Source organism: Phenylobacterium sp. (assembly GCF_036264965.1).
In the GTDB taxonomy this organism is placed as follows: Bacteria; Pseudomonadota; Alphaproteobacteria; order Caulobacterales; family Caulobacteraceae; genus Phenylobacterium.
The window spans coordinates 12,551-37,060 of record NZ_DATAPY010000117.1 but is presented as its reverse complement, the minus strand read 5'-3'; the positions used below and the strand labels follow the sequence as shown (position 1 = coordinate 37,060).

At 68.7% G+C, this 24,510-nt stretch carries 31 protein-coding genes; 16 read left to right on the top strand and 15 right to left on the bottom strand.

Annotated features, from left to right (window positions below):
- The first annotated feature begins 72 nt into the window (after positions 1-72).
- The 4 genes from VHS75_RS15410 (at position 73) to VHS75_RS15395 (ending at position 2,804) form a co-directional block, all read left to right on the top strand.
- The gene (locus VHS75_RS15410; protein WP_329639496.1) at positions 73-822 is read left to right on the top strand and encodes a methyltransferase; all 750 of its coding nucleotides are present in this window, start codon (positions 73-75) and stop codon (positions 820-822) included.
- A 47-nt stretch (positions 823-869) separates the two neighbouring features.
- Positions 870-1,091 carry a CDGSH iron-sulfur domain-containing protein gene (locus VHS75_RS15405; RefSeq protein WP_329639495.1) on the top strand — a complete coding sequence of 74 codons (222 nt, stop codon included), beginning with the start codon at positions 870-872 and terminating at the stop codon, positions 1,089-1,091.
- A 99-nt stretch (positions 1,092-1,190) separates the two neighbouring features.
- The gene (locus tag VHS75_RS15400; RefSeq protein WP_329639494.1) at positions 1,191-2,357 is read left to right on the top strand and encodes a GAF domain-containing sensor histidine kinase; all 1,167 of its coding nucleotides are present in this window, start codon (positions 1,191-1,193) and stop codon (positions 2,355-2,357) included.
- A 75-nt stretch (positions 2,358-2,432) separates the two neighbouring features.
- Positions 2,433-2,804 (top strand): VOC family protein, encoded by a 372-nt coding sequence (locus VHS75_RS15395; RefSeq protein WP_329639509.1) that lies wholly within the window; start codon positions 2,433-2,435, stop codon positions 2,802-2,804.
- Positions 2,805-2,823: 19 nt separating this feature from the next.
- Here the strand turns inward: VHS75_RS15395 and VHS75_RS15390 are convergent, their stop codons facing one another.
- Entirely contained in the window at positions 2,824-3,036 is a 213-nt protein-coding gene (locus VHS75_RS15390; protein WP_329639493.1) for a hypothetical protein, read from the bottom strand.
- A 220-nt stretch (positions 3,037-3,256) separates the two neighbouring features.
- Here VHS75_RS15390 and VHS75_RS15385 point away from each other — a divergent pair, with 220 nt between their 5' ends.
- Together VHS75_RS15385 and VHS75_RS15380 are read left to right on the top strand one after the other, a co-directional pair.
- A complete protein-coding gene (locus tag VHS75_RS15385; RefSeq protein ID WP_329639492.1) occupies positions 3,257-3,571 on the top strand; it encodes a hypothetical protein in 315 nt (104 codons plus the stop codon).
- Entirely contained in the window at positions 3,568-3,924 is a 357-nt protein-coding gene (locus VHS75_RS15380) for a hypothetical protein (protein ID WP_329639491.1), read from the top strand. Before VHS75_RS15385 ends, VHS75_RS15380 begins: the two co-directional genes overlap by 4 nt.
- Here VHS75_RS15380 and VHS75_RS15375 read toward each other — a convergent pair whose 3' ends face one another.
- The gene (locus tag VHS75_RS15375; RefSeq protein WP_329639490.1) at positions 3,925-4,974 is read right to left on the bottom strand and encodes a hypothetical protein; all 1,050 of its coding nucleotides are present in this window, start codon (positions 4,972-4,974) and stop codon (positions 3,925-3,927) included.
- Between the two features lie 142 nt (positions 4,975-5,116).
- On the opposite strand from VHS75_RS15375, the gene VHS75_RS15370 reads away from it, so the two are divergent.
- Together VHS75_RS15370 and VHS75_RS15365 are read left to right on the top strand one after the other, a co-directional pair.
- Positions 5,117-5,365: a DUF3297 family protein gene (locus VHS75_RS15370; protein WP_329639489.1), complete on the top strand. Its 249-nt coding sequence runs from the start codon at positions 5,117-5,119 to the stop codon at positions 5,363-5,365.
- A gap of 328 nt (positions 5,366-5,693) precedes the next feature.
- Complete coding sequence (locus tag VHS75_RS15365) at positions 5,694-7,412, top strand: tetratricopeptide repeat-containing protein (RefSeq protein WP_329639488.1); 1,719 nt, start codon at positions 5,694-5,696, stop codon at positions 7,410-7,412.
- Here the strand turns inward: VHS75_RS15365 and VHS75_RS15360 are convergent.
- Both VHS75_RS15360 and VHS75_RS15355 read right to left on the bottom strand, forming a co-directional pair.
- On the bottom strand, positions 7,409-9,457 hold the full coding sequence (locus VHS75_RS15360; protein ID WP_329639487.1) for a tetratricopeptide repeat protein: 2,049 nt from the start codon (positions 9,455-9,457) through the stop codon (positions 7,409-7,411). The genes VHS75_RS15365 and VHS75_RS15360 overlap by 4 nt on opposite strands.
- Before the next feature lie 3 nt (positions 9,458-9,460).
- The gene (locus VHS75_RS15355; RefSeq protein WP_329639486.1) at positions 9,461-10,645 is read right to left on the bottom strand and encodes a PEPxxWA-CTERM sorting domain-containing protein; all 1,185 of its coding nucleotides are present in this window, start codon (positions 10,643-10,645) and stop codon (positions 9,461-9,463) included.
- A gap of 341 nt (positions 10,646-10,986) precedes the next feature.
- Between VHS75_RS15355 and VHS75_RS15350 the strand changes: the two genes are divergently transcribed.
- The 4 genes from VHS75_RS15350 to VHS75_RS15335 all read left to right on the top strand — a co-directional run bounded on the left by VHS75_RS15350 (position 10,987) and on the right by VHS75_RS15335 (position 12,566).
- Positions 10,987-11,196: a hypothetical protein gene (locus tag VHS75_RS15350; RefSeq protein ID WP_329639485.1), complete on the top strand. Its 210-nt coding sequence runs from the start codon at positions 10,987-10,989 to the stop codon at positions 11,194-11,196.
- 155 nt (positions 11,197-11,351) lie between these two features.
- Positions 11,352-11,582: a hypothetical protein gene (locus tag VHS75_RS15345; protein WP_329639484.1), complete on the top strand. Its 231-nt coding sequence runs from the start codon at positions 11,352-11,354 to the stop codon at positions 11,580-11,582.
- Positions 11,583-11,666: 84 nt separating this feature from the next.
- Complete coding sequence (locus VHS75_RS15340) at positions 11,667-12,095, top strand: cupin domain-containing protein (protein ID WP_329639483.1); 429 nt, start codon at positions 11,667-11,669, stop codon at positions 12,093-12,095.
- A 21-nt stretch (positions 12,096-12,116) separates the two neighbouring features.
- Positions 12,117-12,566, top strand: a complete 450-nt coding sequence (locus tag VHS75_RS15335; RefSeq protein WP_329639482.1) for an ion channel — start codon at positions 12,117-12,119, stop codon at positions 12,564-12,566.
- A 41-nt stretch (positions 12,567-12,607) separates the two neighbouring features.
- Here the strand turns inward: VHS75_RS15335 and VHS75_RS15330 are convergent, their stop codons facing one another.
- The 5 genes from VHS75_RS15330 to VHS75_RS15310 all read right to left on the bottom strand — a co-directional run bounded on the left by VHS75_RS15330 (position 12,608) and on the right by VHS75_RS15310 (position 18,006).
- Positions 12,608-13,078, bottom strand: a complete 471-nt coding sequence (locus VHS75_RS15330; protein WP_329639481.1) for a DUF992 domain-containing protein — start codon at positions 13,076-13,078, stop codon at positions 12,608-12,610.
- Between the two features lie 183 nt (positions 13,079-13,261).
- Positions 13,262-14,086, bottom strand: coding sequence for an alpha/beta hydrolase (locus VHS75_RS15325; RefSeq protein ID WP_329639480.1), 825 nt, complete (start codon positions 14,084-14,086; stop codon positions 13,262-13,264).
- Positions 14,087-14,118: 32 nt separating this feature from the next.
- A complete protein-coding gene (locus VHS75_RS15320) occupies positions 14,119-15,027 on the bottom strand; it encodes an alpha/beta hydrolase (protein ID WP_329639479.1) in 909 nt (302 codons plus the stop codon).
- Positions 15,028-15,197: 170 nt separating this feature from the next.
- Positions 15,198-17,105 (bottom strand): S9 family peptidase, encoded by a 1,908-nt coding sequence (locus VHS75_RS15315; RefSeq protein WP_329639478.1) that lies wholly within the window; start codon positions 17,103-17,105, stop codon positions 15,198-15,200.
- 67 nt (positions 17,106-17,172) lie between these two features.
- Complete coding sequence (locus VHS75_RS15310; protein WP_329639477.1) at positions 17,173-18,006, bottom strand: helix-turn-helix transcriptional regulator; 834 nt, start codon at positions 18,004-18,006, stop codon at positions 17,173-17,175.
- A gap of 93 nt (positions 18,007-18,099) precedes the next feature.
- Between VHS75_RS15310 and VHS75_RS15305 the strand changes: the two genes are divergently transcribed.
- Positions 18,100-18,993 (top strand): SDR family oxidoreductase, encoded by an 894-nt coding sequence (locus VHS75_RS15305; protein WP_329639476.1) that lies wholly within the window; start codon positions 18,100-18,102, stop codon positions 18,991-18,993.
- A 145-nt stretch (positions 18,994-19,138) separates the two neighbouring features.
- On the opposite strand, the gene VHS75_RS15300 is transcribed toward VHS75_RS15305, so the two are convergent.
- Positions 19,139-19,837 carry a pirin family protein gene (locus tag VHS75_RS15300; protein WP_329639475.1) on the bottom strand — a complete coding sequence of 233 codons (699 nt, stop codon included), beginning with the start codon at positions 19,835-19,837 and terminating at the stop codon, positions 19,139-19,141.
- Positions 19,838-19,940: 103 nt separating this feature from the next.
- Between VHS75_RS15300 and VHS75_RS15295 the strand changes: the two genes are divergently transcribed.
- The 3 genes from VHS75_RS15295 to VHS75_RS15285 all read left to right on the top strand — a co-directional run bounded on the left by VHS75_RS15295 (position 19,941) and on the right by VHS75_RS15285 (position 21,429).
- Entirely contained in the window at positions 19,941-20,762 is an 822-nt protein-coding gene (locus tag VHS75_RS15295) for a peptidylprolyl isomerase (RefSeq protein ID WP_329639474.1), read from the top strand.
- A 95-nt stretch (positions 20,763-20,857) separates the two neighbouring features.
- A complete protein-coding gene (locus VHS75_RS15290) occupies positions 20,858-21,046 on the top strand; it encodes a hypothetical protein (protein WP_329639473.1) in 189 nt (62 codons plus the stop codon).
- Positions 21,047-21,177: 131 nt separating this feature from the next.
- Positions 21,178-21,429: a hypothetical protein gene (locus tag VHS75_RS15285; RefSeq protein ID WP_329639472.1), complete on the top strand. Its 252-nt coding sequence runs from the start codon at positions 21,178-21,180 to the stop codon at positions 21,427-21,429.
- Positions 21,430-21,433: 4 nt separating this feature from the next.
- Here the strand turns inward: VHS75_RS15285 and VHS75_RS15280 are convergent, their stop codons facing one another.
- The 5 genes from VHS75_RS15280 to VHS75_RS15260 all read right to left on the bottom strand — a co-directional run bounded on the left by VHS75_RS15280 (position 21,434) and on the right by VHS75_RS15260 (position 24,451).
- Entirely contained in the window at positions 21,434-21,718 is a 285-nt protein-coding gene (locus VHS75_RS15280; protein ID WP_329639471.1) for a hypothetical protein, read from the bottom strand.
- A gap of 66 nt (positions 21,719-21,784) precedes the next feature.
- Positions 21,785-22,549, bottom strand: a complete 765-nt coding sequence (locus VHS75_RS15275; RefSeq protein ID WP_329639470.1) for a sulfite exporter TauE/SafE family protein — start codon at positions 22,547-22,549, stop codon at positions 21,785-21,787.
- 1 nt (position 22,550) lies between these two features.
- Positions 22,551-22,718, bottom strand: coding sequence for a hypothetical protein (locus VHS75_RS15270; RefSeq protein ID WP_329639469.1), 168 nt, complete (start codon positions 22,716-22,718; stop codon positions 22,551-22,553).
- Positions 22,715-23,443: a hypothetical protein gene (locus VHS75_RS15265; RefSeq protein ID WP_329639468.1), complete on the bottom strand. Its 729-nt coding sequence runs from the start codon at positions 23,441-23,443 to the stop codon at positions 22,715-22,717. The genes VHS75_RS15270 and VHS75_RS15265 overlap by 4 nt, the downstream gene beginning before the upstream one ends.
- A 75-nt stretch (positions 23,444-23,518) precedes the next feature.
- Positions 23,519-24,451 carry a LysR family transcriptional regulator gene (locus VHS75_RS15260; protein WP_329639467.1) on the bottom strand — a complete coding sequence of 311 codons (933 nt, stop codon included), beginning with the start codon at positions 24,449-24,451 and terminating at the stop codon, positions 23,519-23,521.
- Positions 24,452-24,510 lie beyond the last annotated feature (59 nt).

Sequence of the window (24,510 nt, the reverse complement as noted above, 5' to 3'; positions counted from 1 at the left end):
GCGGGCGGTCGCACGGGGCCGGAAAGCGGTGCTAGGCTGGCGCACGGCTAGGGTTTCAGGGAGGCGTCGGGCATGGCTCGCAATCTGGTGGTTTCGGTTCTGGCGATGGCCGCGTTCGCGGGCGTCGCTGTCGCGGCGGTTCCGGAGAACCTCACGGCGGCCCTGGGCGACCAGAAGCGCCCGCCGGCCGACTCATCGCGCGACGTGGCGCGCAAGCCCGCTGAACTGCTGGCGCTGGCGGAGGTGAAGCCCGGCCAGAAGGTCGCCGACTTCATGATGGGCGGCGGCTATTTCACTCGCATCCTGTCGCCGGCGGTGGGGCCGAGCGGCAAGGTCTACGCCTACCAGTCGGCGGAGTTCATCAAGTTCCGCGCCGCCTATGGCGCTGAGCAGTCGAGCGTGGTCGCCGACTACAAGAACGTGACGCCCTTGACCGCGCCGCTGAGCGCGGTTGGCCTTCCGGACGGGCTGGACCTGGTGCTGACCGTCCAGAACTATCACGACATGCACCTGAAACCCTTTCCCGCCGACACCGCCGATGGGGTCAACCGGCAGGTCTTCAAAGCTCTCAGGCCAGGCGGTCTCTACGTGATCGTCGACCACGCCGCCGCGGCCGGGTCGCCGCTAACCGTCGCCGACACCCAGCACCGGATCGACGAGGCGATCGTCAAGAAGGAGGTCGAGGCGGCGGGCTTCAAGCTGGTCGCGGCGGACGACAAACTGCTGGGCAATCCGGCCGACGACCATTCCAAGGGGGTCTTCGATCCCTCGATCCGCGGCAAGACCGACCAGTTCGTGCTGAAGTTCAGGAAGCCGAAATAGGACCCCACGAACGGCCTGAACGGGCTCGATCCTGAGGAGAGACGACGATGGCGATCAAGATGCTGTTCTCGGCCAATGGCTCGATCGTGGTCGGGGGCGACCTGTCGGAGTTGAGGCTGACCGATTCCACCGGCCAGCCGATCGACATCTCCGGCGAGACCAAGCTCTTCCTGTGCCGCTGCGGCGCCTCGAAGACCAAGCCGTTCTGCGATGGGTCGCACGAGGTGATCGGCTTCCAGGCGGCCGATGCGGCCGCCGCGCCTGGCTGAACGTGGCGCCCGCTAAGTCGGGTGGCGGCAGGACGTGGTCGGCGGCGTCTGATCCTGTAGAGCCTCCGCCCGAGGGGCGCGGTCGGGATTTGAACGCGCGTGACGATTGCTGAAGACGCTGAGGCCATCGGCCGGATCGAATCCGTGCCGATGATCCTGGAGGTGATCTGCCGCACCACAGGCATGGGGTTCGCGGCCATCGCGCGGGTGACTGAGGACCGCTGGGTGGCGCTGGCGGTACGCGACGAGATCGCCCTCGGCCTGGTCCCCGGCGGTGAGCTGGACCTGCAGACCACCATCTGCCACGAGATCCGCCAGAGCGGCCAGGCGGTGGTGATCGACCACGTGGCCGAGGACCCCGACTTCCGGGGCCATCCCACCGCGGCGCAGTACGGGTTCCAGAGCTACATCTCCCAGCCGATCTTCCGGAACGGCGAGGTCTTCGGGACGCTGTGCGCCATCGATCTGCGTCCGGCGCGGCTGAAGAACCCCCAGGTCATGGGGATGTTCAAGCTGTTCGCCGACCTGATCGCCCAGCACATGGACACCCAGGAGCGGCTGGCGGAGAGCCAGGCGGCGCTGCTCAGCGCGCAACAGGCCGCGCAGTTGCGCGAGCAGTTCATCGCCGTGCTGGGGCACGATCTGCGCAACCCCCTGGCCTCGATCCAGGCCGGCGCGCGGCTGCTGGCCAGGACGCCGCTGGACGCGCGGGCGACGTCGCTGGTGGGCGCCATGCAGGCCAGCGTGCAACGCATGGCGGGCCTGATCGACAATGTGATGGATCTCGCCCGCGCGCGGCTGGGCGGCGGCTTCGAGATCGAGCGGCGGAAGAGCCCGGGCCTGGGCGACGCCATCGTGCAGACGGTCGACGAGCTGCGGCTGGCCTATCCGGACCGCGAGATCGAGGCGGACATCGTGCTCGATGAGGTGGTGGCGTGCGACCGCGGCCGTGTCTCGCAACTGCTGTCCAACCTGCTCGGCAACGCCCTGCGGCACGGCGCCGAAGATGCGCCGGTGAGGGTGCGGGCGCGCGCCGAGGGGGAGCGCTTCGAGCTGTCGGTGGCCAACGCCGGTGAGCCGATCCCACCGGCGCGGCTGGCGGTGCTGTTCGAGCCCTTCACGCGCGCGGAGCATCACCACGGACAGCAGGGCCTGGGCCTGGGGCTCTATATCGCCTCCGAGATCGCCCGCGCGCATGGCGGGACCCTGAGTGTGACCTCCGACGCGGCCGAGACCCGTTTCACCTTTTCCATGCCGCGGACCTGACACGGGCGCGGCGCGACCCCATCTCCAGGAGCAAGCTTCGCTGGCAAGCTTTTCCGGTAGGTCCCCACATGTTCGATCATCTGTCCGTCGGCGTCCGCGATCTGGCCGCGGCGCGGGCCTTCTACGACGCCTTCCTGGCGCCGCTGGGTCACAGCCACACCCACGCCAAACGACGCGGAGCTGGCCTATGGTCCCGGCGGCGAGGGCGCGCAGTTCTACCTTTATCCGGTGACCGGCGATCGGGTGGCGGGCCTGGGGACCCACATCGCCTTCGCCGCCGACAGCCGCGCCGCGGTGGACGCAGCCTACGCGGCGGCGCTGAGCGCCGGGGCGAGCAGCGTGCGGCCCGCGGGCCTGCACCCCGACATCGCCGCCGGCTACTACGGCGCGATCGTCTATGACCCCGACGGCAACAAGCTGGAGATCGTCGCCGGGACTATGCACTGAGGCCGGCCGCGTGGGCCCGTCAGCCGGTGGCGTAAGGGCGTTGGTCCGTCGCCGGTCGGCGCGATCCGGCGACGGCGATGAAGCGGCCGCCTTGCCAGAGCTCGGCGCGGACGTCGACGCGCGCCGGCGGGGCCAGGCGGCCGACCGCCTCCTCGTCGGTCTTGCAGTAGAAGCTCTCGTCAGGCTCCAGCCTTCCGTCGTCGTGGACCAGGTAGATGCGGTAGACGGCCATGGTTTGCTCCTTCGCGCCCCACGGGAGGCTCTAGGCCTGCAAGGCGACGAGGGTATGTCGGCCAAACGACCATGCCGTCATGCGCCCGCCTTAGTTATGGCGGAGCTTCTGGCCTGTTCACGCGTTGAGAACTTGCGGCGGAGCTGTGCGCCGCGGGGGAGGAATTGACCGGATGCTGCGTAGCTTGCTTCAGGCCTTCACGAGCCCTGTGGCCGGACCGATGGGCTTCGCCGTGGCGATCGTGATGTGCGCGCTGCTCATCGCCTCGACGACGGAGTCGCAGCATAACGAGGCGATCCTGCGCGCGCGGATCGTCACGCTGACGGCGGAGAACCAGCGGAACGGCGTGGCGTTGCACGCCCGCCTTGCGGCCTGCGAAGGCGGTCCGGCGGATCTGGCGCGCAGCCGCGCGGCCAGTGCGCTGCTCACCCCCGAACAGCGCGCCCAGCACCTGGCGGCCAACGGGCCACAGGGCTTCGATGTCTGCGCGCGGATGGAAAGCGCGGACCGCGCGGTGCTCGAGACCCTGAAATGAGCCAAGGCGCGTGGAGATCGGCCGCGGTGCTGGCGGCCTGCGCGTTTGCGCTGGGCGCTTGCCAGAGCCTGCCATCGAAGACAGCGCCGCCGCACCTGGCCGTGCCGCCGGTGACCAAGACGCCGACGCCTGTCGCGCCGGCCCAGCCGCAGCACGATGTGGTGACGATCACCGCGCCGGCCAGGTCGTGCGTGCCCAAGACCTTCCCGCGGGCGCCCAAGTACCCGGACAGCGACGCGGCCCTGCGCGACGCCGGCGGCGCGGCCGACCGTTACCAGCTGATGGCCGCCGGCCGCCTGCTGCGCGACCGCCGCCTGGCGGACCTGGAGAAGACGGTCGACGGCTGCCGGTAGCTACTCTTTCCCGCCGGTCCCTGCGGCCTTGGGCGCCGCCAGGGCCTGTTTTTCCTCGGTGCGGGCGCCGGCCAGGATGCCGGGCAGGGCGTAGTTGCCCTCGTGACAGGCGTATTCGTAGATCGGGCCCTTCGTGGCGTTGAGCGCCACCTCGCCGGTGTAGGGCGCGGTGTAGATCTGCGGATCGTCGACCGTGAAGCTGTACTTGATCTGGTTCGGCCCCACGCGGGTGAACCGCTCGACGATCTTCGATCCGACCGAGGCGCCGCGGAAGTTCTGTTCGGGCCGCATGTTGGTGGTCTCGACGACCAGGGTGTCGCCCTCCCAATGGCCGAGACTGTCGCCCATCCAGAGCTTCACGCCGGCGGGTGGGTGGCCGCCGGTGAGGCGGATGTGACGGATGTCGTGGACCATCTCCACCTCGATGGCGACCTCGTCCCGGGTCTGCACGATCTGGTAGTTGTTGTTGTAGAGCAGCGGCAGCATCGGCGGCCCGGCGCTGGAGCCGAACGACAGGATGCAGCGCTCGCCCAGCGAGCGGTTCTCCGGATTGTCGAAAGAGGCGCGCCGGGCGCCGGTGACGCGGGCCTGCATCCTGGCCGCGGCGTCGGGGGTCATCTTCGGCAGGCGGCCGTTGGCCGGCGACACGATGATGGAGTCCCGCTTCACGCCGCCCATGTCGATGATCGTGGTGCCCGGATCGACCCAGGCGGAATTGTAGCCGCAGTCGACGCCGACGAAACCGCGGCCGCAGTTCTGCGGCAGGTCGGTGACCTTCGCCTTGGGGTCGGTGGGCTTGTTGCCGTCGGCGACCAGCTGGGCGTTCGCGCCCTCCAGCGCCTTGACCTCCTGGTCGGTGAGCGCCAGGCGATCCCCGTATTTCGCATCCCGCTCGAAGGGGGTGATGGTGGCGTTGGTCCAGGCGCCCTGCAGGTCGGGCTGGCCGTAGGCCGTGCGCGGCGCGTGATAGGCGCTGGACTGGGCGAAGGCGGCCGGCGCCGCGGCGAGCGCGACGCAAACCGCCGCTGAGGACATGAGGTTGAGTTTCATATCAGCGCCTCCCCGCGCCCATCGGCGCGGTCCTTATGTGGACTCTGAAAATACCGATGGTCGGAATGTACGCCTTCGTCCGCGCCGCCGCCAAGAGGCCGCGGGTCTTGAACCGGGCGGCGGGCTGTGCGAGGCGGACGCCATGAGCGAGAAACCGAGCCTTCCCGACCGCCTGGCCACCGATCCCGACAGCCCTTTCTATGACGCCGACATCCTGGCGCTGAACGTGGGCGTGCGCTTCAAGGGCGAGGACAAGACCAACGTCGACGAATATTGCGTCTCCGAGGGCTGGGTGAAGCTGGCGGTGGGCAAGACCCTCGACCGCCGCGGCAAGCAACTGACCATCAAGCTCAGCGGCCCCGTCGAGCCCTATTTCCGCGACGCCGAGTAGACTTTCCGGCCCATTGGCGGCGCCCGCGGGCAGGAAAGCGAAATATAGGGAAACGCTGCTTCTGTGGCTTTCCGATCAACCGTGAAGCGCGGTGGCATAACCACTCCGACAGCACCGCGATGGACTGTGGCGCAATGTCACGCTAGCCTCATCGTTACATCGAGCGGCGCCGGCGTTGGCGGCGTGGTCGGAGGCGTGGGGGTCCACTGGGCGTGCGGAGTGTGACGCTAGGGTCGCGGCTTTGGGGCCGCGCATCGGTGCGCCCAGTCACAGGCAGGTCCGCGTGACGCCCACGGCGCCGCGGACACCGGAGGAGCGGGCGGCATCCGTGCGCGCCGCCTTGGCGCGTGGCGACCTTCTGAGCGCCTATGATGAGGTGGCCCGCCGAGGCGACACCAGCGTTCCGGAGCTCAACTACCTCGAGGTGCTGACGCTCGCGCGCCTGGGCGACACCGAGCGGGGACTGAAACTCTACGACGACTACCGGCTGGAAGAGATCGGCGGTGTGGACCCGCTGTCCCTCAAGGCGCGGCTCCTGAAGGACCAGGCGTTCGACGCGCCGACGCCCGATCCGGAGCGGCTCATGGACGCCGCCAGGCTCTACCTGGCCGTCTACGAACAGACGAAGTCCAGCTATCCAGCGATCAACGCCGCAACCCTGGCCAAGATCGCGGGGCAGCGGGAGCTGGCGAGCTCGCTCGCCCACGGGGTCGCCGAAGACATGATCGCCAGCGGCCGCAGCGACTATTTTTCACTTGCGACGTTGGCCGAGGCGCTGGCGGTCACCGGCGACGTGGCCGGCGCACGAGGCGCGCTGGAGCGCGCCATGCAGGCCCCGGACGCCGATGTCGGCGCGCGTTCCACCACCGTGCTGCAATTGCGCCGGCTGATTGCCGCCGAGGGCGAAGGCCATGGTCTGGAAAGCCTGCTGGAGCTGATCCAGCCGCCGAAGGTGGCGATGTTCTGCGGCAACATCTTCATCAGCGATCCCGAGCTGGACGCCGACCTGTCGGCGCGCATGCGTGAGGTGATCGCACGCGAGAATGTCGGCTTCGGCTATGGCGCGCTGGCGGCCGGCAGCGACATCCTGATCGCCGAACTCCTGCTGGAGCGTGGGGCCGAGATCCACGTGGTGCTGCCATTCGCCGAGGCGGACTTCATCGAGCAGTCCGTGGCGCCGGCCGGCGAGGAATGGGTGGCCCGCTACCGCGCGATCCTCGATCGGTCCGCCTCGGTCACCTACGCCAGCAACATGAGCTACATGGGCGAGATGTCCCAATTCGCCTATGGCTCGAAGGTGTCCATGGGCATGGCGCGGCTGCGGGCCCGGCAGCTGCACGCAGAGGCGATACAGCTGGTGATCGTCGAAGAGCGCGGCGACCGGACGCTGAGCGGGTCGGACGTGACCTCCTGGCGCGACACCGGACGCCGCTCCGAGGTTGTGGTCGCGTCGAAACTGATCCGGCCCACGTTCCCGCCGCCGCCGCCGGCGCTGGATGTGGAGCGTGGCACCTACGGCCTGATGTTCACCGACTATCCGGGCTTCTCCAAGCTGGAGGAACGGGTCCTTCCGCTCTTCTGGGAGGACGTGATGGTCCGCGCGGCCCGTTCGCTGGAGCGGCATGGCGAGGTGATCCGCTCGGGCAACACCTGGGGCGATGCGATCTTCGCAGTGTTCCAGGACGCGCCGACGGCCGCGCTGGCGGCGTTGGACCTCTGCGAGGAGCTGAAGAAGGTCGACTGCAAGACGCTGGGCGTGCGCGAGGGTACGGCCATGCGGATCGCCCTGCACTATGGCCCGACCTATTCCGGCTACGATCCGGTGACCCGGCGCACCACCTACTATGGCAACGAAGTCTCGCGCGCGGCGCGGATCGAGCCGATCACGCCGTCGGGCGCCGTCTATGTCACCGAGCCGTTCGCGGCGGTGCTGGAGATGGAGAAGGACCACCGCTTCGACTGCGACTACGTGGGCAAGATCGCCCTGCCTAAGGGCTATGGCGTCTATCCGATCTACCGCCTGTCGCGGAGCCCGACCGGCCGTTAGGGCCCCGGTGGCGGCGATGCGGGGACCGCGGGCGCGGGCGCTGGGGGTGTTGCGGCGGGCGTCGAAGGCGCCGTCGCCGCGGGAGGCTGCGCCGCGACGACAGGAGCCGGGCGAGGCGGAGCCAACGCCTGGCAGTCCTTGGCCGATTGTTTGGTGAAGCTGGCGTCGGGGCCCATGGTCTGGCGCAGGATCGCCAGGCCCGCCTCGCAGTCCCGCCGGGCCTCAGGCATGCGGTTCGCGCGGGCGAGCACCTTGGCGCGATTGACCAGCAGGTCGCCGTGGTTGGGGTGGATCTTGCCGTAGCTGGCGTCGTAGTTGCGCTTGGCGTCGTCGAGGGTGGCGAGCGCAGCGGCGGTCTTTCCCTGCTGGGACTGCACCAGCCCCAGGTACACATCGGCGATGCCGATCAGGTAGTGCGGGCCCCTGAACGCGGTGCGGTAGATGCCGATGGCCTCGCGCAGCGACCGTTCGGCCTCGGGCAACATGCCAAGGCCCTGGTAGATCTGGCCCTGCATCGACAGGGTGTCCGCCAGCGTCGCGTTGTCCGGGTCCAACACCACGCGCTCGATGCTGAGCGCGTTGGCGATCTGCGTACGGGCCGCGGGGAGCTGACCGGCATTGAACGAGTTCTGGGCGAGCGCGAACCAAGCCTTGCCGGTCGACACATGGTTGGGGCCCAGCTCCGTCTGGAAAAGCTGCAATGACTGCGTGAGCGAGGCGTCGGCGGCGGCGAACTGGCCATCGTCGGACAGCAGGAGCCCACGGTTGTTGAGCACCGCGGCGACCGCGCCGGGTGGCCGGACGGTGGCGATCTTGTAGTCGGCGAGGGCGCGGTCGAAGGCGCTGACGCCCTCTTTCACCTTGGTCGCCGAGATCAGGAGCTTGCCCTCGGCGAGCGCGGCCCGCGCATGCAGGACGGCGGTGGACGGGGTCAACGGGCCGATCAGGCTCTGGGCGTGGCGAACGGCCTGCAGGCCTTTGTCCAGCGCGCCTTCACGCGAATAGGTGTCCGACAAGACCAGCAGCGCCTCGGCGCCTTCCGGCCCGGATCGGTCGATCGCCGGCATGGAGGACTCGATCGCCGCCTGCGATTGGGCGAAGAGGCCCAGGTTGTTGTAGGCGCGGCCCAGCGTCGCCAGGAGTCGCGCCTGGATGGCCGGCTGATCCGCCAGCTCGCGGCGCGCCCGCTGGGCGCTGCGATCCAGGATGGTCATGGCGGTGATCGTCCGCGGGTTCTCCACCGCCGGATTCGACAGCTCGAAGGTGCCAACCAGGTAGTCGGCGGCGGCCCGCGCCGCGGCCGCCTCATGCTGGGCGATGGTCCGCTGGCTGTCGGCCTCGATCCGCAAGGAGTTGGCGTAGAAGGCGAGCCCGCCGGTGACCACCATGCCCATCATGGCCCCGACGGCGACAGTCGTGATCTGGGCGACGCGGCGCTGGTTCTCGCGCTGGACCACCTCGTCCAGCTTCAGGCCGGTCAGGCCGGCGATCAGCTTCTGGGTCGCCAGGCGCTGGCCGTCCGCCTCGCGCCGGACATCGGCGGCGATCGGCTCGGCGCGGATGTCGGAGAGCTGGCCGTCGTCGCCCATGCGGTAGCGCAGGGCCTGAGGGAAGCACTCGCGGTCCTCGCCGCCCGCGACGTCGGAGGCGTAGGGCTCGCCGTCGGCGACCACGGCCAGCACGCGGCCGTCGCCATGCATCCGCTTGAACTGAACGATCTCCTCGTTGACCCAGCGCGACCTGGCGGACGCCGGGGAGCAGATCACCACGAGGAACATCGACTGGCGGAGCGCCGCGCTCAGTTCGGCGGAGAGGTCGCCGGAGGCCGGCAGCTCCTCACGATCTCGGAAGATCGGCCGCAACCGGCGCGGGACGGCGCCCACGTTGGTGACCTTGCCCGCCAGCTTGGCGGGGATGCGGTAGCCTTCCAGCTCACGGTGCAGCCACTGCGTGAGCGCCTTGTCCCGGTGGCTGTAGCTGATGAACGCCCGATATGCGTACGCTTCGTCCTGTCGGCCGAAAGGATCCGCAGTATCTGGCGTCATACCTTAACTGTACGACACCACGCTCCGCCGCCGCAATGCCGCGCCAGCCAGGCCGAAGCCCATGATCATGCCCACCCAGCTGGCCGGCTCAGGTACGCCGCCGACGCCGCCGACGCTGAGGTCGCTGAAGGGCTGAATGGTCTGAGGCGAGAAGCAGATCTGGCTGGTGTCGTTCGGGCAAGCCGGCGCGATCTGTTGGAAATTGAGACCCTGGGCGGACTCGAAGTCGTCGGACACGCCGCCGCCACGGCCGACGGGGTCGCCGAAGCCCGACCAGCCCACCAGGCACTCCGTCGCGCTGATGCACGGCATGGAGATGTCCACGGTGGAGGTGGCGATATAGTAGAGGTTGGTGCTGGCGCCGGCGCCGAGCAGCGAGTTCAGCGCCACGTTGATGGGTGTCTCATTCCACTCGTAGCCCGCGATCTGGTCGGCGTTGCTGAGCGGCAGGGGATTTCCGCCGCTGTCGAGGTCGGGATAGATCGGCGCAAATCCGCTGAGGATGCTCTGCGCGTCGCCGACGTTGGAGGTCTCGACGACGTTGCCGTTGGCGTCGAAGCCGAGGCTGACCGAGCCGCTGAGGGTATAGAGGGCCGGCGCCTCGGAGCCCACGGTCCCGTAGTTGTTGCCATAGACGTTGAAGGTGAAGTTGGCTGTGGCGATCGTCTGCCCGGCCAGGCTGGGCTTGTAGAAATCGCCGAACGCGCCGGTCTGGCTCATGCCGTAGCCGGTGAAGACGTCGTTGTTGATGGCGCTGCCCGTCGGATTCTGGACCATGAAGCCCATGCCGGCCTGGATGATCGTCGAGTTGATCGAGTTGAGCTGGACGGCCGAGGCCCCGGTATTGGTGATCGTCGCGGTGATGCCGGAGAGCGCCGTGGCGCTCGACCCCCAGGTGGCTGCGCCGGTCGCCGTGGACCCGCGGGCGGCGACGCCGCTTGTGAAGCTGGCGGAGCTGGAGTTGACCTCCACGTCGGCGGTGGCGCTGCCGCCGTAGAAGACGGACTGCGTTCCGTCGATCTTGACCTTGCTGGCGACCACGCCGCCGCCCGGCAGGTCGGTCGCCTGGGTCTGCAGCGAGACGGAGGCTGAGGTGTCGCCTACGAAGTCCAAATTGACAGCGGCGTGCGCCGCCGTCGCGATCAGCAACGCGCCACAACTGGCGGTCGCGTAAATCAAGCTGCGCATCAATCGTCCCCCAACGTATGACAACGGCCCGCAAACGCAGGCCGGCCTTAACTCAATCTTCACCTTAGCACAGCGGCGTTCGCCGCCGACGCCGTTCTTCTGTGAGTTGAATAAGATGACGTCCGGCGGCTGGAATTCTTCTGCAGGTTGAATAAAGCGCCCGAAAGGGGATTGTAGGAGCGCCGAGCGTCGGCAACTCGCCGCGCCGGAGATTCAGCCGGCGATCCGCCGCCGAGGCTTTAACCTTCGGCCAGGGATATGGGCATAACCTGCGACTATCGGACATGGCGAATCCCGCCGGCGTTCGATGAAATAAGGCGATCCAGGGGCAGGAGAGCGCGATGTTCGATCTTAGCGTGGTGGCGTTCGACGGGCGTTGGATTCTGGTCGACGAGGCGGAAGGCGAGCTCGGCGAGTACGCCACCAAGGACGAGGCCCTCAAGGCGGCCGGCGATTTCGCCGTGCTCGACCGCGAGCCGCGCCACGTGCTGATCCAGGACGACGTGGGCGAATGGGACGAGACGATCGTCGAACCGCCCCAGATGCACTGATCGGCCAGATGTGCTGACCGGATTGCCGGGGGCGAAACGCACGGCCGCGCTTCATTGCGCATCGAGCCGAAGCTGAAACAGACGCGCCCAACCCAGGCCCCCTTCCCAAGCCAACACATCTCCTGCCGCTTTTGGCCAGCCCGCGGGAGGTCCCCTTGCCCAACTTCATCTGGCCGCACCTGAAGCGCAGGAATGTCGGAACCGCGGGCGAGCTTTCGCGCGTGCTGCACTGGATGGGCGTGATCGCCGCAGGCCTCTGCCTGATGCTGGCCGCCGAGTTCGCAGTGGAGGGCTGGGCCACGCACCTCAGCCGCAGCCTGATCCTGGTCGCGCTTGCCTTGGCCCTTGGCACGCGCGGCCTGCGCTACGTGCTCGCGCGGGAGTAGCTTGCCAAGGCGGCGGGCGCAGCGTTTTCTGGCCGCATGAGCGATGGCGTAGAGACCCCTCCCGACGGTTGGAAGCACTCAGGCGTGCGTGTCGTGCCCGGCGACCAGCTGGGCGAGGTCAGCGCCACGACCCCCGGCATGGACCGCGCCGTGGCCATCGACCGGGCCCGGATGGGCGCCCAGAAGCTGTGGGCCGGCACCGTCCATATCCACGCCAACGCCAAGACCGGCGCCCACCATCACGGGCCGCTGGAGAGCGTGATCTATGTGGTGAGCGGTCGCGCGCGGATGCGCTGGGGCGAGAAGCTGGAGTTCACGGCCGAGGCGGGGCCCGGCGACTTCATCTACGTCCCGCCGTTCGTGCCGCATCAGGAAATCAACGCCTCGTCCGACGAGCCGCTGTCCTGCGTTCTGGTCCGCAGCGACTCCGACGCGGTGGTGGTGAACCTGGAGATCGAGCCGGCCGAGAAGCCCGAAGGCGTCGCCTGGATCGACCCGATCCATAAGACCTGAACCCCGCACGCGAGCCCGGTCATGCCGATCCATCAGATACTCGGCCTGGGGCTGGCGCTGGTGATCAGCTTCCTGGCCGTCCTGATTCACTATGAGGCGCTGGGCGGCATCTCGGTGCTGACGGTTCGCGCGCCGGTGAGCCCGCGGCTGAAAATGCTGGGGGTGATTTTCGCCGTGGTGATCGCCCACATGGTCGAGGCGGGCGTGTTCGCCTTCGCCTTCTGGCTGGGCGCCGCGGTGATGCACCTCGGGCGGTTCGTCGGCGACGCCCCGCAAAACGCCTTCCAATATTACTATTTCGCGCTGGAGACCTACACGACCCAGAGCGTCGGCGACCTCTATCCGATCGGCGGCCTGCGGGTGGTGGCCAGCCTGGAGCCTCTGGTCGGCCTGATCCTGATCGGCTGGTCCACGTCCTTCAGCTTCGTGGTCATGCGCCGCTACTGGCGCCTGAAGCCGTCGCCGCGCTAGGCTGGCGACGCTCACCGCCCAGAGGGCGGTGAGCTTTGACGTCAGTCCTCTTCGGACCGCAGGGTCATCGCGCCGATGCCCGCGGCGACATCCAGGCCGGTGGTGCCTTCGACGCTGATGGGCTGCAGGGCGATGCTCCGGTCGAGCCCGCCGATCAGGGCGTTCGCGCCGATCCCGATGCCCGCCGTGGCGCTGGCGGTCCCGCCGCCGTAGTGACCTGAAAGCGCGCCGCGCGCCACGTCGGTGTGCGGGGCGACGACGGCCCAGACCAGGGCGCCGGAGTGCTGGTAGCCGAGGTCCAGGCCGACCTTGGTCATGTTGCCCTCATAGCGCTCGACCCGGTCGCCGCTTGAGAAGGTGCAGTTCAGGGCGCGGGACGAGCCGAGGACGAGCCCCCAGCCGCCGCGCTCGTGGCACGACAGGGTTCCGATCTTGACGCCGCCGGCCGCCTGTGCGGGAACCGTCAGCCCGAACGCGCCGATGAGGGCGGCGCATGCAAAAAGCTTGTTCATCACTCACTCTCCATAGCCGTTTTGGCAGGATTGCCGCGGCCGTGGGCCCCTCCAGGCCTGCAATAAGGCCCCGCCCCGTGAGGTTGTTCCCCGCAACCGGACCTCGGCGCGGCGATCCATCGCCGGCCGCTGCAGCGCGGGATCGCCAGGCCACGGCATAGGCCGACCGCGGCGCGGGACCCGTCAGGACCGGATGAATTCCAGCAGGTCGGCGTTGATGGTCGCGGCTTCGGTGGTCGGCATGCCGTGTGGGAAGCCCTTGTAGGTCTTCAGCGTCCCGTTCTTCACCAGCTTCGCCGACAGCGGGCCGGAGTCGGCGTAGGGCACGATCTGGTCGTCGTCGCCGTGCATGACGAGCACGGGCACGGTGATCTTCTTCAGGTCTTCGGTGAAGTCGGTCTGCGAGAAGGCGACGATGCCGTCGTAGTGGGCCTTGGCGCCGCCCATCATGCCCTGGCGCCACCAGTTGTCGATCGCCCCTTCGATGACCTTCGCACCCGGCCGGTTGAAGCCGTAGAAGGGGCCCGACGGCAGGTCGCGATAGAACTGCGAGCGGTTGGTTGCGACCTGCGCCTGAAGGCCGTCGAACACCTCCTTCGGCAGGCCGCCGGGATTGGCGGCGGTCTTGACCATGATCGGCGGCACCGCGCTGATCAGCACGGCCTTCGCCGCGCGGCTCTCGCCGTGGCGGGCCAGGTAGTGGGCGACTTCGCCGCCGCCGGTGGAGTGGCCGACGTGTACGGCGTCCTTGAGGTCGAGGTGCGCCACGACGGCGGCGAGATCGTCGGCGTAGTGATCCATGTCGTGGCCGTCGGCGACCTGGCTGGACCGCCCGTGGCCGCGGCGGTCGTGGGCGACGACGCGGTAGCCGTGCAGCAGGAAGAACATCATCTGCGCGTCCCAGTCGTCCGCGGAGAGCGGCCATCCGTGGCTGAAGACGATCGGCTGACCCTTGCCCCAGTCCTTGTAGAAGATTTCCACGCCGTCCTTGGTGGTGATCGTGGGCATTGACCTTCTCCGTTTCGGGACTGGGATCGCGCTCAATGTAGGAAGTCCGCGACGGCCTTCACCGTGGCCTTGGGATTTTCTTCCATCACCCAGTGGCCGGAGGCGGGGATCACCACGCCCTGGACGTTCGTGAAGGCGGCCCTGGCCACCACGGCCATCTCGGGACCGAAGGACTTTTCCCCGCCGATCGCCAGCACCGGCATGGTCATCGGGCCGGCGGCGAGGAATTTCTGATTGTCCAGCGCGTCCTGGTCGAAGGCGTGGAACTGCTCGAAGCCGTCGTGCATGGCGTGCGGCCGGGCGTAGAGCTTGGCGTAGTGGACGCGGCTGGCCTCATCGAAGTTCTTCGGATTGGCGGAGAACTCGTTCCAGAAACGGTCGAGGTAGATGCGCTCGCGGCCCTTCACCAGCCGCTCCATGTCCGGTCCGCCGAAGCGGAAGTGCCAGAGCAGCGGGTTCTTGAGAATCTCCTCCCAAGGGCCGACGCCGGGGATCGGGGCGTCCATCAGGACCAGGTGGGTGACGCGCTGCGGTTGTTCGGCGACGAAGGCGTAGCCGACCATGTTGCCGATGTCGTGGGCGACCACGTCGACCTTGCCGATGTGCAGGGCGTCGAGCAGGCCGGAGACGTCGCGGCCTTGCGTCTTCTTGTCGTAGCCGGTGTCCGGATGGGCGGAGAGGCCCATGCCGCGCAGGTCGGGGATGACCACGGTGTGGGTCTTGGCCAGGGCGACGGCCAGCGGCTGCCACATGTCGCCGGTCTCGCCGTAGCCGTGCAGCATGACCACCGCCGGGCCGTGGCCGCCAATGCGGACGAAGATCTGCGTGCCGTTGACGGCGATCGTCTGGGTCTTGAAATTCGGCGGGTAGGGGGCGACGGCCGTTGTGGCGGCTCCGGCGGCGAGCGACAGGCAGGCGGCGATCGCAGCGATCTTCAGCACGGTGTGGTCCCCCGTTCAGCCGGTCGTCTGGCCTACCGACGGTTGCACGTTTGCCGCCGCTCGTCCCGGCGAAAGCCGGGATCCAAGCTGAGCCAGTATCGCGCCGGCGGAACCGAACCGAACACCGCATGGGTCCCGGCGTTCGCCGGGACGCTCGGAGTTGAAGACGTCTAAGACTGCGTCAGGTACTGGTCGAACCAGCCGAGGATGCGCTTCTTGAGGTCTTCCTTGTGCTCGGCTTCGCGGATGCCGTGGCCTTCGCCGGCGTAGATCACCAGGGAATTGGCGACACCGACCGCGTCGAGGCCGGCGTGGAACTGCAGCGACTGGTCGGCCGGGCATTCCACGTCGCGCTCGCCCACGTAGATGAAGGTCGGGGTCTTGGCGGCGTTGATATAGCGGATCGGCGAGAACTTGTCGTAGGCCGCCGGGTCCTTGTAGGCGGACGTGCCGAAGAACGGGACCATCCACTGGTTGATGCCGTTTTCGCCGTAGTAGCTCACCCAGTCGGCGATGCCGGCGCCGGCCACCGCGGCCTTGAAGCGGTTGGAGTGGGTCACGGTCCACATGGTCATGTAGCCGCCGTAGGAATGGCCGTAGACGCCCAGGCGCTTGTCGTCGACCGGGGCGACCTTCTCCACGGCGTCGACGCCCGCCAGGATGTCGCGCAGGTCGCCGCCGCCGAAGTCCTTGACGTTGGCCTTGGTGAAGGCCTCGCCCTGGCCGAAGGAGCCACGCGGGTTGGCCTGGAAGACGAAGAAGCCGTGCTGCACCAAGTCGTTGGTCGTGCCCTTCCACATGTAGCTGGGCTGCACCGCCGAGCTTGGCCCACCGTGGACCAGGACCACCATGGGATACTTCTTGCCCGGCTCGAGGTTGGCGGGGCCGGTCAGCCAGCCCTGGACGTCGTAGCCGTCGTTCTTCCAGGTGATCGAGCGCGCGGTGACCTGGGGCGTTAGAGCGTCGTTGTCGTGGGTGATCTGGCGCGGCGAGGCCACCGGGCCGGCGCCGATGTGCGGCGGGCTGGTGAAGTCCTCGGCGACGCCGGCCAGTAGCTTGCCGTCGGCGCTCAGCGAGACCTTGCCCTCGCCGGAGGACATGCTGACCGGGCCCGAGAGCAGGGTCTTGGTCGCGCCGCTGGCTGGATCGACGGTGAGCACGGCGTTGTGGTCGCCTTCGATGGCGGTGGCGAACAGCGTCTTCCCGCGCCAGGCGAGCGAGGTGAAGCTGCCCTTGTAGGCCGGGGTCTTGTCGACCGCCTTGCCGCCGGCGAAGGGCGCGACCCAGAGGTCGCCGCCGGTCGGGCCGAAGTCCGAATGCAGGCCGCCGATGAAGGTCACGGACTTCCCGTCCGGGGTGACCTTAGGCCACTTCATCTGCACGCCGGGGTCGGCGATCTCGCGGAAGGAGCCGTCGAGGCCGACGGCCGCCAGCTTGGCGATCCACCAGTTGTTGTCGCCGTCACCCTTGGCCGCGGTGACCGCGAAAGCCTTGCCGTCAGGCGCCCAGTCGTACTCGTAGACATAGGTGTCGGCCGGCGAGAGGAATTTCAGCGGGCCGCCGCTCGCGGGCAGGACCGCCACGCGCTGTTCGTCGGTGGCGGAACCGATCTCGCCGACATTGGCCGCGCCGGCCTGGGTCGCGCCGCCGATCTTGCGGGGGCGTTCCGTGGCGAGGACGGCAAAGGTCTTGCCGTCGGGCGACCAGCGCGGGGTTTCCAAGAGGCCCGGGAACACCAGGGCCTCCGCGGTCTTGCCGTCGCGGACCACCTCGAGGGTGGCGGTGCGGGTCTTGCGCTCGGTGGAGACGAAGACCAGGCCCGAGCCGTCCGGCGACCAGGCCGCGCCGGAATAGAAGCATTTGGCGCAGGGGTCGTACTTGGCGATGACCGCGCCGTCCTTGGCGCTGCGCATCACGACGACCGGATGCGGCTCGGCCTCGGAGGCGAAGGGATCGTCGCTCTCGATGGCGGCGATCAGGTCGCCCTTGGGCGAGATCACCACGTCGCGGTACTGGTGGACGTGATCGGGCGGGGTCGGCGCCGCCGCCAGCGCCAGAGCCAACATCAATCCCGGCATTCCGTACTCCCCCTAACGTCAACCTGTGACGTGGCTAGGGGATTAGGCCGGGCGCGGCAAGAGCGCCCTAGTCGCGGACCAGCGACGCGATCCGTTCGGCGTCCTCGGGCGTCGCGGGGTTGTAAACCAGCAGGCTTAGGTCGGTGCGGCCGTCGACTGCGAAGGTCGAGTATTCGAAGGCGACCTCGCCCAGCACCGGGTGGCGCATGTGCTTGACCGCCTCGCGGTGGACCGCGGCCGGCAGGTCGCCGTCGCGCCACATCGCCCGGAACTCGGGGCTGAGCCGGCTGAGTTCCTCGACCAGCGGCTCCACGTCGGCGGCGGCGCCGGCCCGGGCGGCGTCCAGCCGGAAGGCGCCCAGAATGAACCGCGCGACGCTGTCCCAGTCGTATTGTGCCGCGCACGCACGGGGGTCGAGGAACAGGAACCGCAGCATGTTGCGCTGCTCGGGCGGCATGGCGCCGTAGTCGGCGAGCATGACGGTGGACGCGCGGTTCCAGGCCAGGACGTCCCAGGTGGCGGTGCGGATCAGGGCCGGCGTCGGGTCCAGCGCGTCCAGCACCCGCTGCAGCCGCGGCGTGACGCCTTCGTTCTTGCGATAGCGCGCCTCCGGCGGCCGGCCGAGGCCGAGCAGGAAGAGGTGCTCGCGTTCGATGTCGGTCAGCATCAGGGCGCGGGCGATGCGGTCGAGCACGTCGGCCGAGGGCGCGCCGCCACGGCCCTGTTCCAGCCAAGTGTACCAGGTGGGGCTGATGTTGGCCCGCTGCGCCACCTCTTCGCGGCGCAGGCCGGGCGTGCGGCGGCGCTCGCCGGGGAAGCCGAAGGCGGCCGGGTCGAGGCGCGTGCGGCGGTCCTTGAGATAGACGCCGAGCGGGTTCTCGGCGGCTTGGAGTTCACTCATCCTGTTAGTCTTTATACCATGATAAAATCACTACTTTACCAGGATATTCCAGAGCGCAAGGGTTGTCGCCGCGGATCTTTTGGAGGTTTGACCATGCGTGTTTTCCTGACCGGCGCCAGCGGCTTCATCGGCTCGGCGGTCATTGCGGAACTGAAGGCCCACGGCCACGAGGTGCTGGGGCTGGCGCGCAACGACGAGAACGCCGCCAAGCTGCAGGCAGCGGGCGTGGCGGTGCATCGCGGTGACCTCAGCCAGCCGGAGACCCTGGCGGCCGGCGCGGCGGCCTGCGACGGGACCATCCACTGCGCCTTCATCCACGACTTCAGCAAGTTCATGGAGAACATCGCCATCGACCGCACCAATGTCGAGGCGATGCTGAAGGCGCTGGAGGGCTCCGGCAAACCCTTCATCCTCACCTCCGGCACCCTGATGGCCGACCCCGACAGGGAGGCGACGGAAGAAGACGGCCCCTCGACGGAAGGCGCGGGCGCCGGGCGAGGCGCCACCGAATTGCTGGTCGAGGACTACGCCAAGCGGGGCGTGCGGGCGATGATCGTGCGCCTCCCCCAGGTGCATGACACCCAGAAGGCCGGCCTGGTCACCTATGCCATCGACGTCGCGAAGGAGAAGGGGGTCTCGGCCTACATCGGCGATGGCTCGGCCCGCTGGGCGGCGGCCCATGTGGACGACGTGGCCAAGGTCTATCGCCTTGCGCTGGAAAAGGGCGTGGCCGGCGCGCGCTACCATGCGGTGGGCGAGTCCGGCGTCTCGATGCGCGACGTCGCCGAGGCGGTGGGCAAGCGCCTGAACCTGCCGGTGGCCTCGATCACCCTGGAGGAGGCGCCCGCGCACTTCGGTTTCCTGGCGATGTTCGCCAACCGCGACGCGCCGACCTCCAGCCGGCTGACGCAGCAGCGCCTGGGCTGGAGGCCGACAGGTCCGGGCCTGGTGGAAGACCTCGAGCACCCGGAGTTCGCTGAGGCCTGAGGCCGCTCCTCCCCAGCGAAGCGGGGAGGTGGATCGGCGCGCAGCGGCGAGACGGAGGGGGCGAGCGCACTTGCAATACGCCCCCTCCGCCGGCTTCGCCGCCACCTCCCCCAAAGCGTTCCCTTCAGGGGAGGAGCGAGCTGCGTTAGGCCGCGTCCACCAGCACCACTTCGGCGTCTTGAAGCGCCGTGACGCGCAGGGCGGACTCGCCGGTGATGGCGGCGCCGTCGCGGGGGTCGAGCCGCACGCCGTTGACCTCCACCGCGCCCAGGGTCGTCACCAGATAGGCGTGGCGGCTGGGGTCGATGGCGTAGTCGGCGGTCTCGCCGGCCTTGATGGTGGCGCCGGCCACTCGCGCGGAGGTGCGGATCGGCAGCGCGTCCTCGTCGCCGGGCAGGCCGGAGGCGAGCGTCACGAACTTGCCGGCGCGGTCGGCCTTCGGGAAGGGCCGGGCGCCCCAGGACGGCGGGCCGCCGGCGCGGTCGGGCTCGATCCAGATCTGGAACAGGCGGGTGAGCTCGCTCTCCAGGTTGTACTCGGCGTGGCGCACGCCGGTTCCGGCGCTCATCACCTGCACGTCGCCCGGGCCGGTGCGGCCCTCGTTGCCCATGGAGTCTTTGTGGGTGATCGCGCCCTCGCGGACGTAGGTGATGATCTCCATGTCGGAATGCGGGTGCGGCGGGAAGCCGGACTGCGGGGCGATCTCGTCGTCGTTCCAGACGCGAAGGGCGCCCCAGCCCATCCGCTTGGGATCGTAATAGTTGGCGAACGAGAAGTGGTGCTTGGCCTTCAGCCAGCCGTGGTCGGCGCCGCCGAGGCTCTCAAAGGTGCGTTTCTCAATCATGGTGTGGTCCTTTCGCGATGGAAGATAAGCTTCCGGATCGCGCGGTAAAGCGGCGGCTGAGCAGAAGATTATTTCCGGAATTTCCATAATCAGAGGGGCGGGCATGGAGCGGTGCATTAGGGCGTTGGTCGTGGCGGCTGCAGGTGTTGTGTGTCTGGGCGCGGCGAAGCCGCATCCGGACTGGCGGCCGCTGGATCCGGCTGAGACCCTGGTGATCGAGACCTCCAAGGGGCGCATTGTGGTGGAGATGGCGCCGGCGCTGGCGCCCAAGGCGGTGGAGCGGGTCAAGCGGCTGGCGAAGGAGGGCGTCTACGACGGCCTGCTCTTCCACCGGGTGATCGAGGGCTTCGTCGACCAGACCGGCAATCCGAACAACCACGACGGCGGGACGTCGGCCTATCCGGACCTGCCGGCGGAGTTCAGCGCCCGCCTGCCGGCGGACGTGGCGATGACGACGGTGGTCCGCCGCGCGGACGGGATCGAGGGCTTCGTGGGTGCGGTCCCGGTGGCGGGCGTGTCCGTGAAGGAACAGGGGCTGGGAAGCGACCACCGCCCGCGGGTCTGGGGCGCCTATTGCGACGGCGTGGCCGGGATGGGCCGCCAGGCGGGGATCGACACCGCCAACAGCGAGATCTTCTTCATGCGCGCCCCGGGCCGGCGGCTCGACCATGACTACGCGGTCTGGGGCCGAGTGGTGCAGGGCCTGGACGTGGTGCGCTCGATCAAGACGGGTGAGCCGCCGGCCGATCCGGACCGGATGATCCGCGTGCGCGTGGCCGCCGATCTGCCCGCCGCGGAGCGGCCCCGGCTGGAGGTGAGCGACACCGCGGGGCCCGCGTTCCAGGCCCGGGCGGCGCGGCTGAAAACCCGACTGGGCGCGCGATTCAGCGTTTGCGATCTAGAAATCTCCGCTCGGCAACCTTGACGTGCGACAACTAAGCGCAGGGACCGGCGCGGCGCACGCAATTGGTGTCTTAACCAGTGCCGCCTTATCGCGATGGTTGTGTCGAGCGGGACCCCATGAAGTTCGAAGTCATCGAGGACGTAGGCGACTGGATCGTGCGCCGCGACGGCGTCGAGCTCGCGCGATTCCGCGACCAGGACGCGGCCCTGGCGGACATCGCCGAGCGCCTGCACGCCTGCTCCAACGCCGCGTTCCGCTACTCGCTGGCCGTCCGATACCTGGAGCGCGCCTGGGGCGAAGCCTAGGGTTGTTTGGCAGCCCGACACAGCAACTGCCAATCTGTGTCGGGTACCTGACGCACACCTAGGGTTTACTTAACCATCTTTACATTTTGCTTTGCCGACGCCTGAAACGCGCGCAAGCTCAAGTGCAGATGATGGGAGGTTCACTCCTGCGCGGCGGGTTGGTGATGGCCTACTTCTGCTACATCCATCGGCGGACCGGCGGCGTGCCGCACTTCGAGGTTTTGCCCGACTCCACGGAAGGTCATGCCGTCGATATCGCCGCGCGGCTGCTGGCGCAGCGCGCCGACGCGGTTCGCGCCGAGGTGTGGGAAGACGAACGCCTGGTCTTCACCCTGCCGCGCGATGTCATCGCCCCACCCCCTGCAAACCCGTCGGCGACCTGAACGGTCAGACGCGCATTTCGAAATAGGCGGTGTGCGAGCCTTCGGTATGGCCCACCAGGGTGATGCGGAAGCTGGCGCCGTCCTGCAGCTTCAGTTCGCCCTCGCCGGCGCGGAACGCGTCTGCGGCGATCTCCGGCGTGGCGGTGAACGAGCCGCGCAGCCGCAGCGGGCCCAGGCGAAGGGCCGAGGGCTCGCCGTGGATCTCGTAGTCGACCGGTCCGGTGAAGCCGCGGCAGTGGAGTTCGCCGGCGCCAAGTTGCACGGGAAGCTGTTTACGCAAGCGCGCCATCGAATCTCCTTTGGGGTAGGTGACGAATAACGCCCAAGGCCAAGGTTCGATCCCTGGCAGGCGCTGTTAGCGGTAGGCGCGGATGAACAGGCCGACGGTCAGGATCACGCCGATGGCGATGACCGCGAGCCGCAGGATCTTCTCGTTGGCGCGGCGCAGCAGCCAGGCGCCGGCCAGGCCGCCGCCGATCGCGCCCACGGCCAGGGTCGCGGCCTGCACCCAGCGCACCTCGCCCGAGAACAGGAAGACCAGCACCGCCGTCCCGTTCATCACGCCGGCCAGCACGTTCTTGGTGGCCGCCGCGGCGCGCACCGGCAGTTTCGCCAGGCTGAGGACGGCCAGCATCAGGAAGCCGATGCCGCCGCCGAAATAGCCGCCGTAGATGGCGATGGCGAACTGCAGGGCCATGGCCTGCGCCGGCTTCAGGGCCCGCGCCGTCTCCGGTCGGCGGCGGAAGCTGCCCCAGGCGAAGGCGGCGGTGGCGAAGAGCACCAGCCACGGCAGCAATCCCTCGAAGAAGCTTGGCGGGGTGAGCAGGAGCAGCAAGGCGCCCACCGCGCCGCCGGCCAGGCTGATGACGATCAGGGTCCTGAGCGACAGGTTCTCCGCGCCGCTGGCCAGGCTGCGGCCGGCCCAGCCGGTGGTCACCTGACCCGGGAACAGGGCCACCGTCGAGGTGATGTTGGCGGCGCGCGCGTCCAGGCCTGAGAGGATCAGGGCGGGCAGGGTGATGAACGAACCGCCGCCGGCCAGGGCGTTCTGGGCGCCGGCCCAGATCGCCGCGGCGAGCAGAAGGAGCAGCATCCAGGGCGATAGGTCGTGCAGCGCCACCTCAGCGCGTCGCCAGCCGGGCCACGCCGGCCAGCACCGCGATCGGGATCAGGAAGGCGCCCAGCCCCGCCTGGCCGATGGCGGTCAGCGCGGTCTCGGCGATCATCACCAGGGCCACGACCGTGACGGTCCCGGCGTCGCCGAACAGGGTCTTCAGAAAGGCCTTCATGCGGTGGCTCCCACGGGGCGCGTGCGACGGATCAGGGCGATGAGGCTGAGGCCGCCCAGGGCGTAGAAGGCGGCGAGCGCGAGCAGGCTGAGGTCGCCGAAGGGCCAGGCCCGCTCGCCGGCCACGGCCTCAAAGGTCCAATAGGTCCCGAAGGCGGTGATCATCACGCCGACCACGAACTTGATGGCGTTCTCCGGCACCCGGGTCAGCGGGGCGCGGACCGCCAGGCCGGCGGCGAGCACGACCACCAGGGCGGCCGCGGCGCCGGCGCCGCTGCTGATCCAGGCGCGGCCGTGCAGACCGAAGGCGGCGACGATCAGCCAGACCTCCAGGCCTTCCAGCAGGACGCCCTTGAAGGCGATCAGCCAGCTGGCGCTCCGGTCGCCGCGGCTGAGTTCGGCGCGGGTCTCGGCGAAGATCTCGGCCTCGTCGTGCATCGCCTTCATGCCCGCGCCGCGCGCCACGGCCTTGGCCAGCCAGCGCACGCCGAACAGCAGCAGGAAGACGCCGATCGCCAGCTGCAGCCAGCGGACCTCCAGGCCCAGGTTCAGCACGCCGCCGGTGGCGACCGTCATGACCGCGAGGACGGCCAGGGCGGCAAGCGCCGCGCCGCCGGCGGCGCGCCAGCCGATGCTCAGGCTGACCGCCAGGACGATGGTGAAGGCCTCGACCCATTCGACGGCCGCCGTGAGGAAAGCGGCGGTGACCACGGTCCAGTCAAGCATGGCAATGCTCCCTCGAAATCCGACCGAACGCCCGGCAGCGGATATGGGTGCGCGGTATCAATGCCGAAAATGCATTCATGTCACCCGGTCATGCGGCGCGGGAATTTCACACAGGGCCCGGGAAACCAAGGTCACGCGTTGGCGCAACCAACGGTGCGCGGGGTGCCGATCCAGCCGCCGATGCCACAGCATGCTCGTCCTGACCAACGGCGTTTCGATCGGCAGGTCGCGGACGTCCAGGGGGAAGTTGCGCGCGAACACATCGGCGACACAGCGGCTGAAGATGGTCACGAAGTCGGATTCGGCGAGGATGACCCGCGACGAAAGATAGGGCGAGCGGGCCACGACCCGGCGCGTGAGGCCTCGCGTGGCGAGCCATCGGTCAAGGAAGCTGATGTCCTCGCCGCTGGACGAGATCTCCAGATAGGACAGCTCGGCCAGCGCCGCCGCGGTCAACTTGCGGCGGCTGGCCGGATGGCCGCGGCGCATGACCAGCACGAACTGGTCTTCCAGCAACAGCTCGCAGGCGAAGCGTTCGCCAGGCGCATCATGGCTGCCGATCGCCAGGTCGAACTCGCCGCGGTCCAGGCCTTCGGCGATGTCGAGGGTTCCGCTGGGGCGCATGTCGAGCCGCACGCCGGGCGCCGCGCCATAGGTCGCCTCCACCAGCGGCGGCGCCAGGACGACCGCGCCGAAATTGTTGAGGCCCAGCGTGAAGGTGCGGTCCGACGCCTGGGGGTCGAAGGTGAGGGGCTCCAGGGCCAGTTGCATTTCGCTCAGCGCATTGCGCAGCGGCTCGGCGATGGCCTCGGCGCGGGGCGTCGGCGTCATGCCGTCCGGCGTGCGCACAAACAGCTCGTCGCCCAGCATATGGCGCAGGCGATTGAGCGCGTGGCTCATGGCCGGTTGGCTGAGGCCAATGAGGCGGCCGGCGCGCGTTACGCTGCGCTCGCGCATGACCGCGTCTAAGACCACAAGCAGGTTGAGGTCAATCGAACGCCAATTCATCCGGCACATTTACCTGTGCGAATAATGCATTTCAAGAATGCAACAATCCCACCCATATG

Coding starts and splice junctions, on each gene's coding strand:
- VHS75_RS15290 (WP_329639473.1), top strand. CDS start 20,858: ATGAAGTTCGAAGTCATCGAGGACGTAGGCGACTGGATCGTGCGCCGC.
- VHS75_RS15375 (WP_329639490.1), bottom strand. CDS start 4,974: ATGAAACTCAACCTCATGTCCTCAGCGGCGGTTTGCGTCGCGCTCGCC.
- VHS75_RS15310 (WP_329639477.1), bottom strand. CDS start 18,006: ATGAGTGAACTCCAAGCCGCCGAGAACCCGCTCGGCGTCTATCTCAAG.
- VHS75_RS15315 (WP_329639478.1), bottom strand. CDS start 17,105: ATGCCGGGATTGATGTTGGCTCTGGCGCTGGCGGCGGCGCCGACCCCG.
- VHS75_RS15305 (WP_329639476.1), top strand. CDS start 18,100: ATGCGTGTTTTCCTGACCGGCGCCAGCGGCTTCATCGGCTCGGCGGTC.
- VHS75_RS15410 (WP_329639496.1), top strand. CDS start 73: ATGGCTCGCAATCTGGTGGTTTCGGTTCTGGCGATGGCCGCGTTCGCG.
- VHS75_RS15330 (WP_329639481.1), bottom strand. CDS start 13,078: ATGAACAAGCTTTTTGCATGCGCCGCCCTCATCGGCGCGTTCGGGCTG.
- VHS75_RS15355 (WP_329639486.1), bottom strand. CDS start 10,645: ATGCGCAGCTTGATTTACGCGACCGCCAGTTGTGGCGCGTTGCTGATC.
- VHS75_RS15285 (WP_329639472.1), top strand. CDS start 21,178: ATGGGAGGTTCACTCCTGCGCGGCGGGTTGGTGATGGCCTACTTCTGC.
- VHS75_RS15335 (WP_329639482.1), top strand. CDS start 12,117: ATGCCGATCCATCAGATACTCGGCCTGGGGCTGGCGCTGGTGATCAGC.
- VHS75_RS15405 (WP_329639495.1), top strand. CDS start 870: ATGGCGATCAAGATGCTGTTCTCGGCCAATGGCTCGATCGTGGTCGGG.
- VHS75_RS15360 (WP_329639487.1), bottom strand. CDS start 9,457: ATGACGCCAGATACTGCGGATCCTTTCGGCCGACAGGACGAAGCGTAC.
- VHS75_RS15300 (WP_329639475.1), bottom strand. CDS start 19,837: ATGATTGAGAAACGCACCTTTGAGAGCCTCGGCGGCGCCGACCACGGC.
- VHS75_RS15385 (WP_329639492.1), top strand. CDS start 3,257: ATGGGCTTCGCCGTGGCGATCGTGATGTGCGCGCTGCTCATCGCCTCG.
- VHS75_RS15260 (WP_329639467.1), bottom strand. CDS start 24,451: ATGAATTGGCGTTCGATTGACCTCAACCTGCTTGTGGTCTTAGACGCG.
- VHS75_RS15350 (WP_329639485.1), top strand. CDS start 10,987: ATGTTCGATCTTAGCGTGGTGGCGTTCGACGGGCGTTGGATTCTGGTC.
- VHS75_RS15270 (WP_329639469.1), bottom strand. CDS start 22,718: ATGAAGGCCTTTCTGAAGACCCTGTTCGGCGACGCCGGGACCGTCACG.
- VHS75_RS15370 (WP_329639489.1), top strand. CDS start 5,117: ATGAGCGAGAAACCGAGCCTTCCCGACCGCCTGGCCACCGATCCCGAC.
- VHS75_RS15390 (WP_329639493.1), bottom strand. CDS start 3,036: ATGGCCGTCTACCGCATCTACCTGGTCCACGACGACGGAAGGCTGGAG.
- VHS75_RS15265 (WP_329639468.1), bottom strand. CDS start 23,443: ATGCTTGACTGGACCGTGGTCACCGCCGCTTTCCTCACGGCGGCCGTC.
- VHS75_RS15280 (WP_329639471.1), bottom strand. CDS start 21,718: ATGGCGCGCTTGCGTAAACAGCTTCCCGTGCAACTTGGCGCCGGCGAA.
- VHS75_RS15380 (WP_329639491.1), top strand. CDS start 3,568: ATGAGCCAAGGCGCGTGGAGATCGGCCGCGGTGCTGGCGGCCTGCGCG.
- VHS75_RS15325 (WP_329639480.1), bottom strand. CDS start 14,086: ATGCCCACGATCACCACCAAGGACGGCGTGGAAATCTTCTACAAGGAC.
- VHS75_RS15295 (WP_329639474.1), top strand. CDS start 19,941: ATGGAGCGGTGCATTAGGGCGTTGGTCGTGGCGGCTGCAGGTGTTGTG.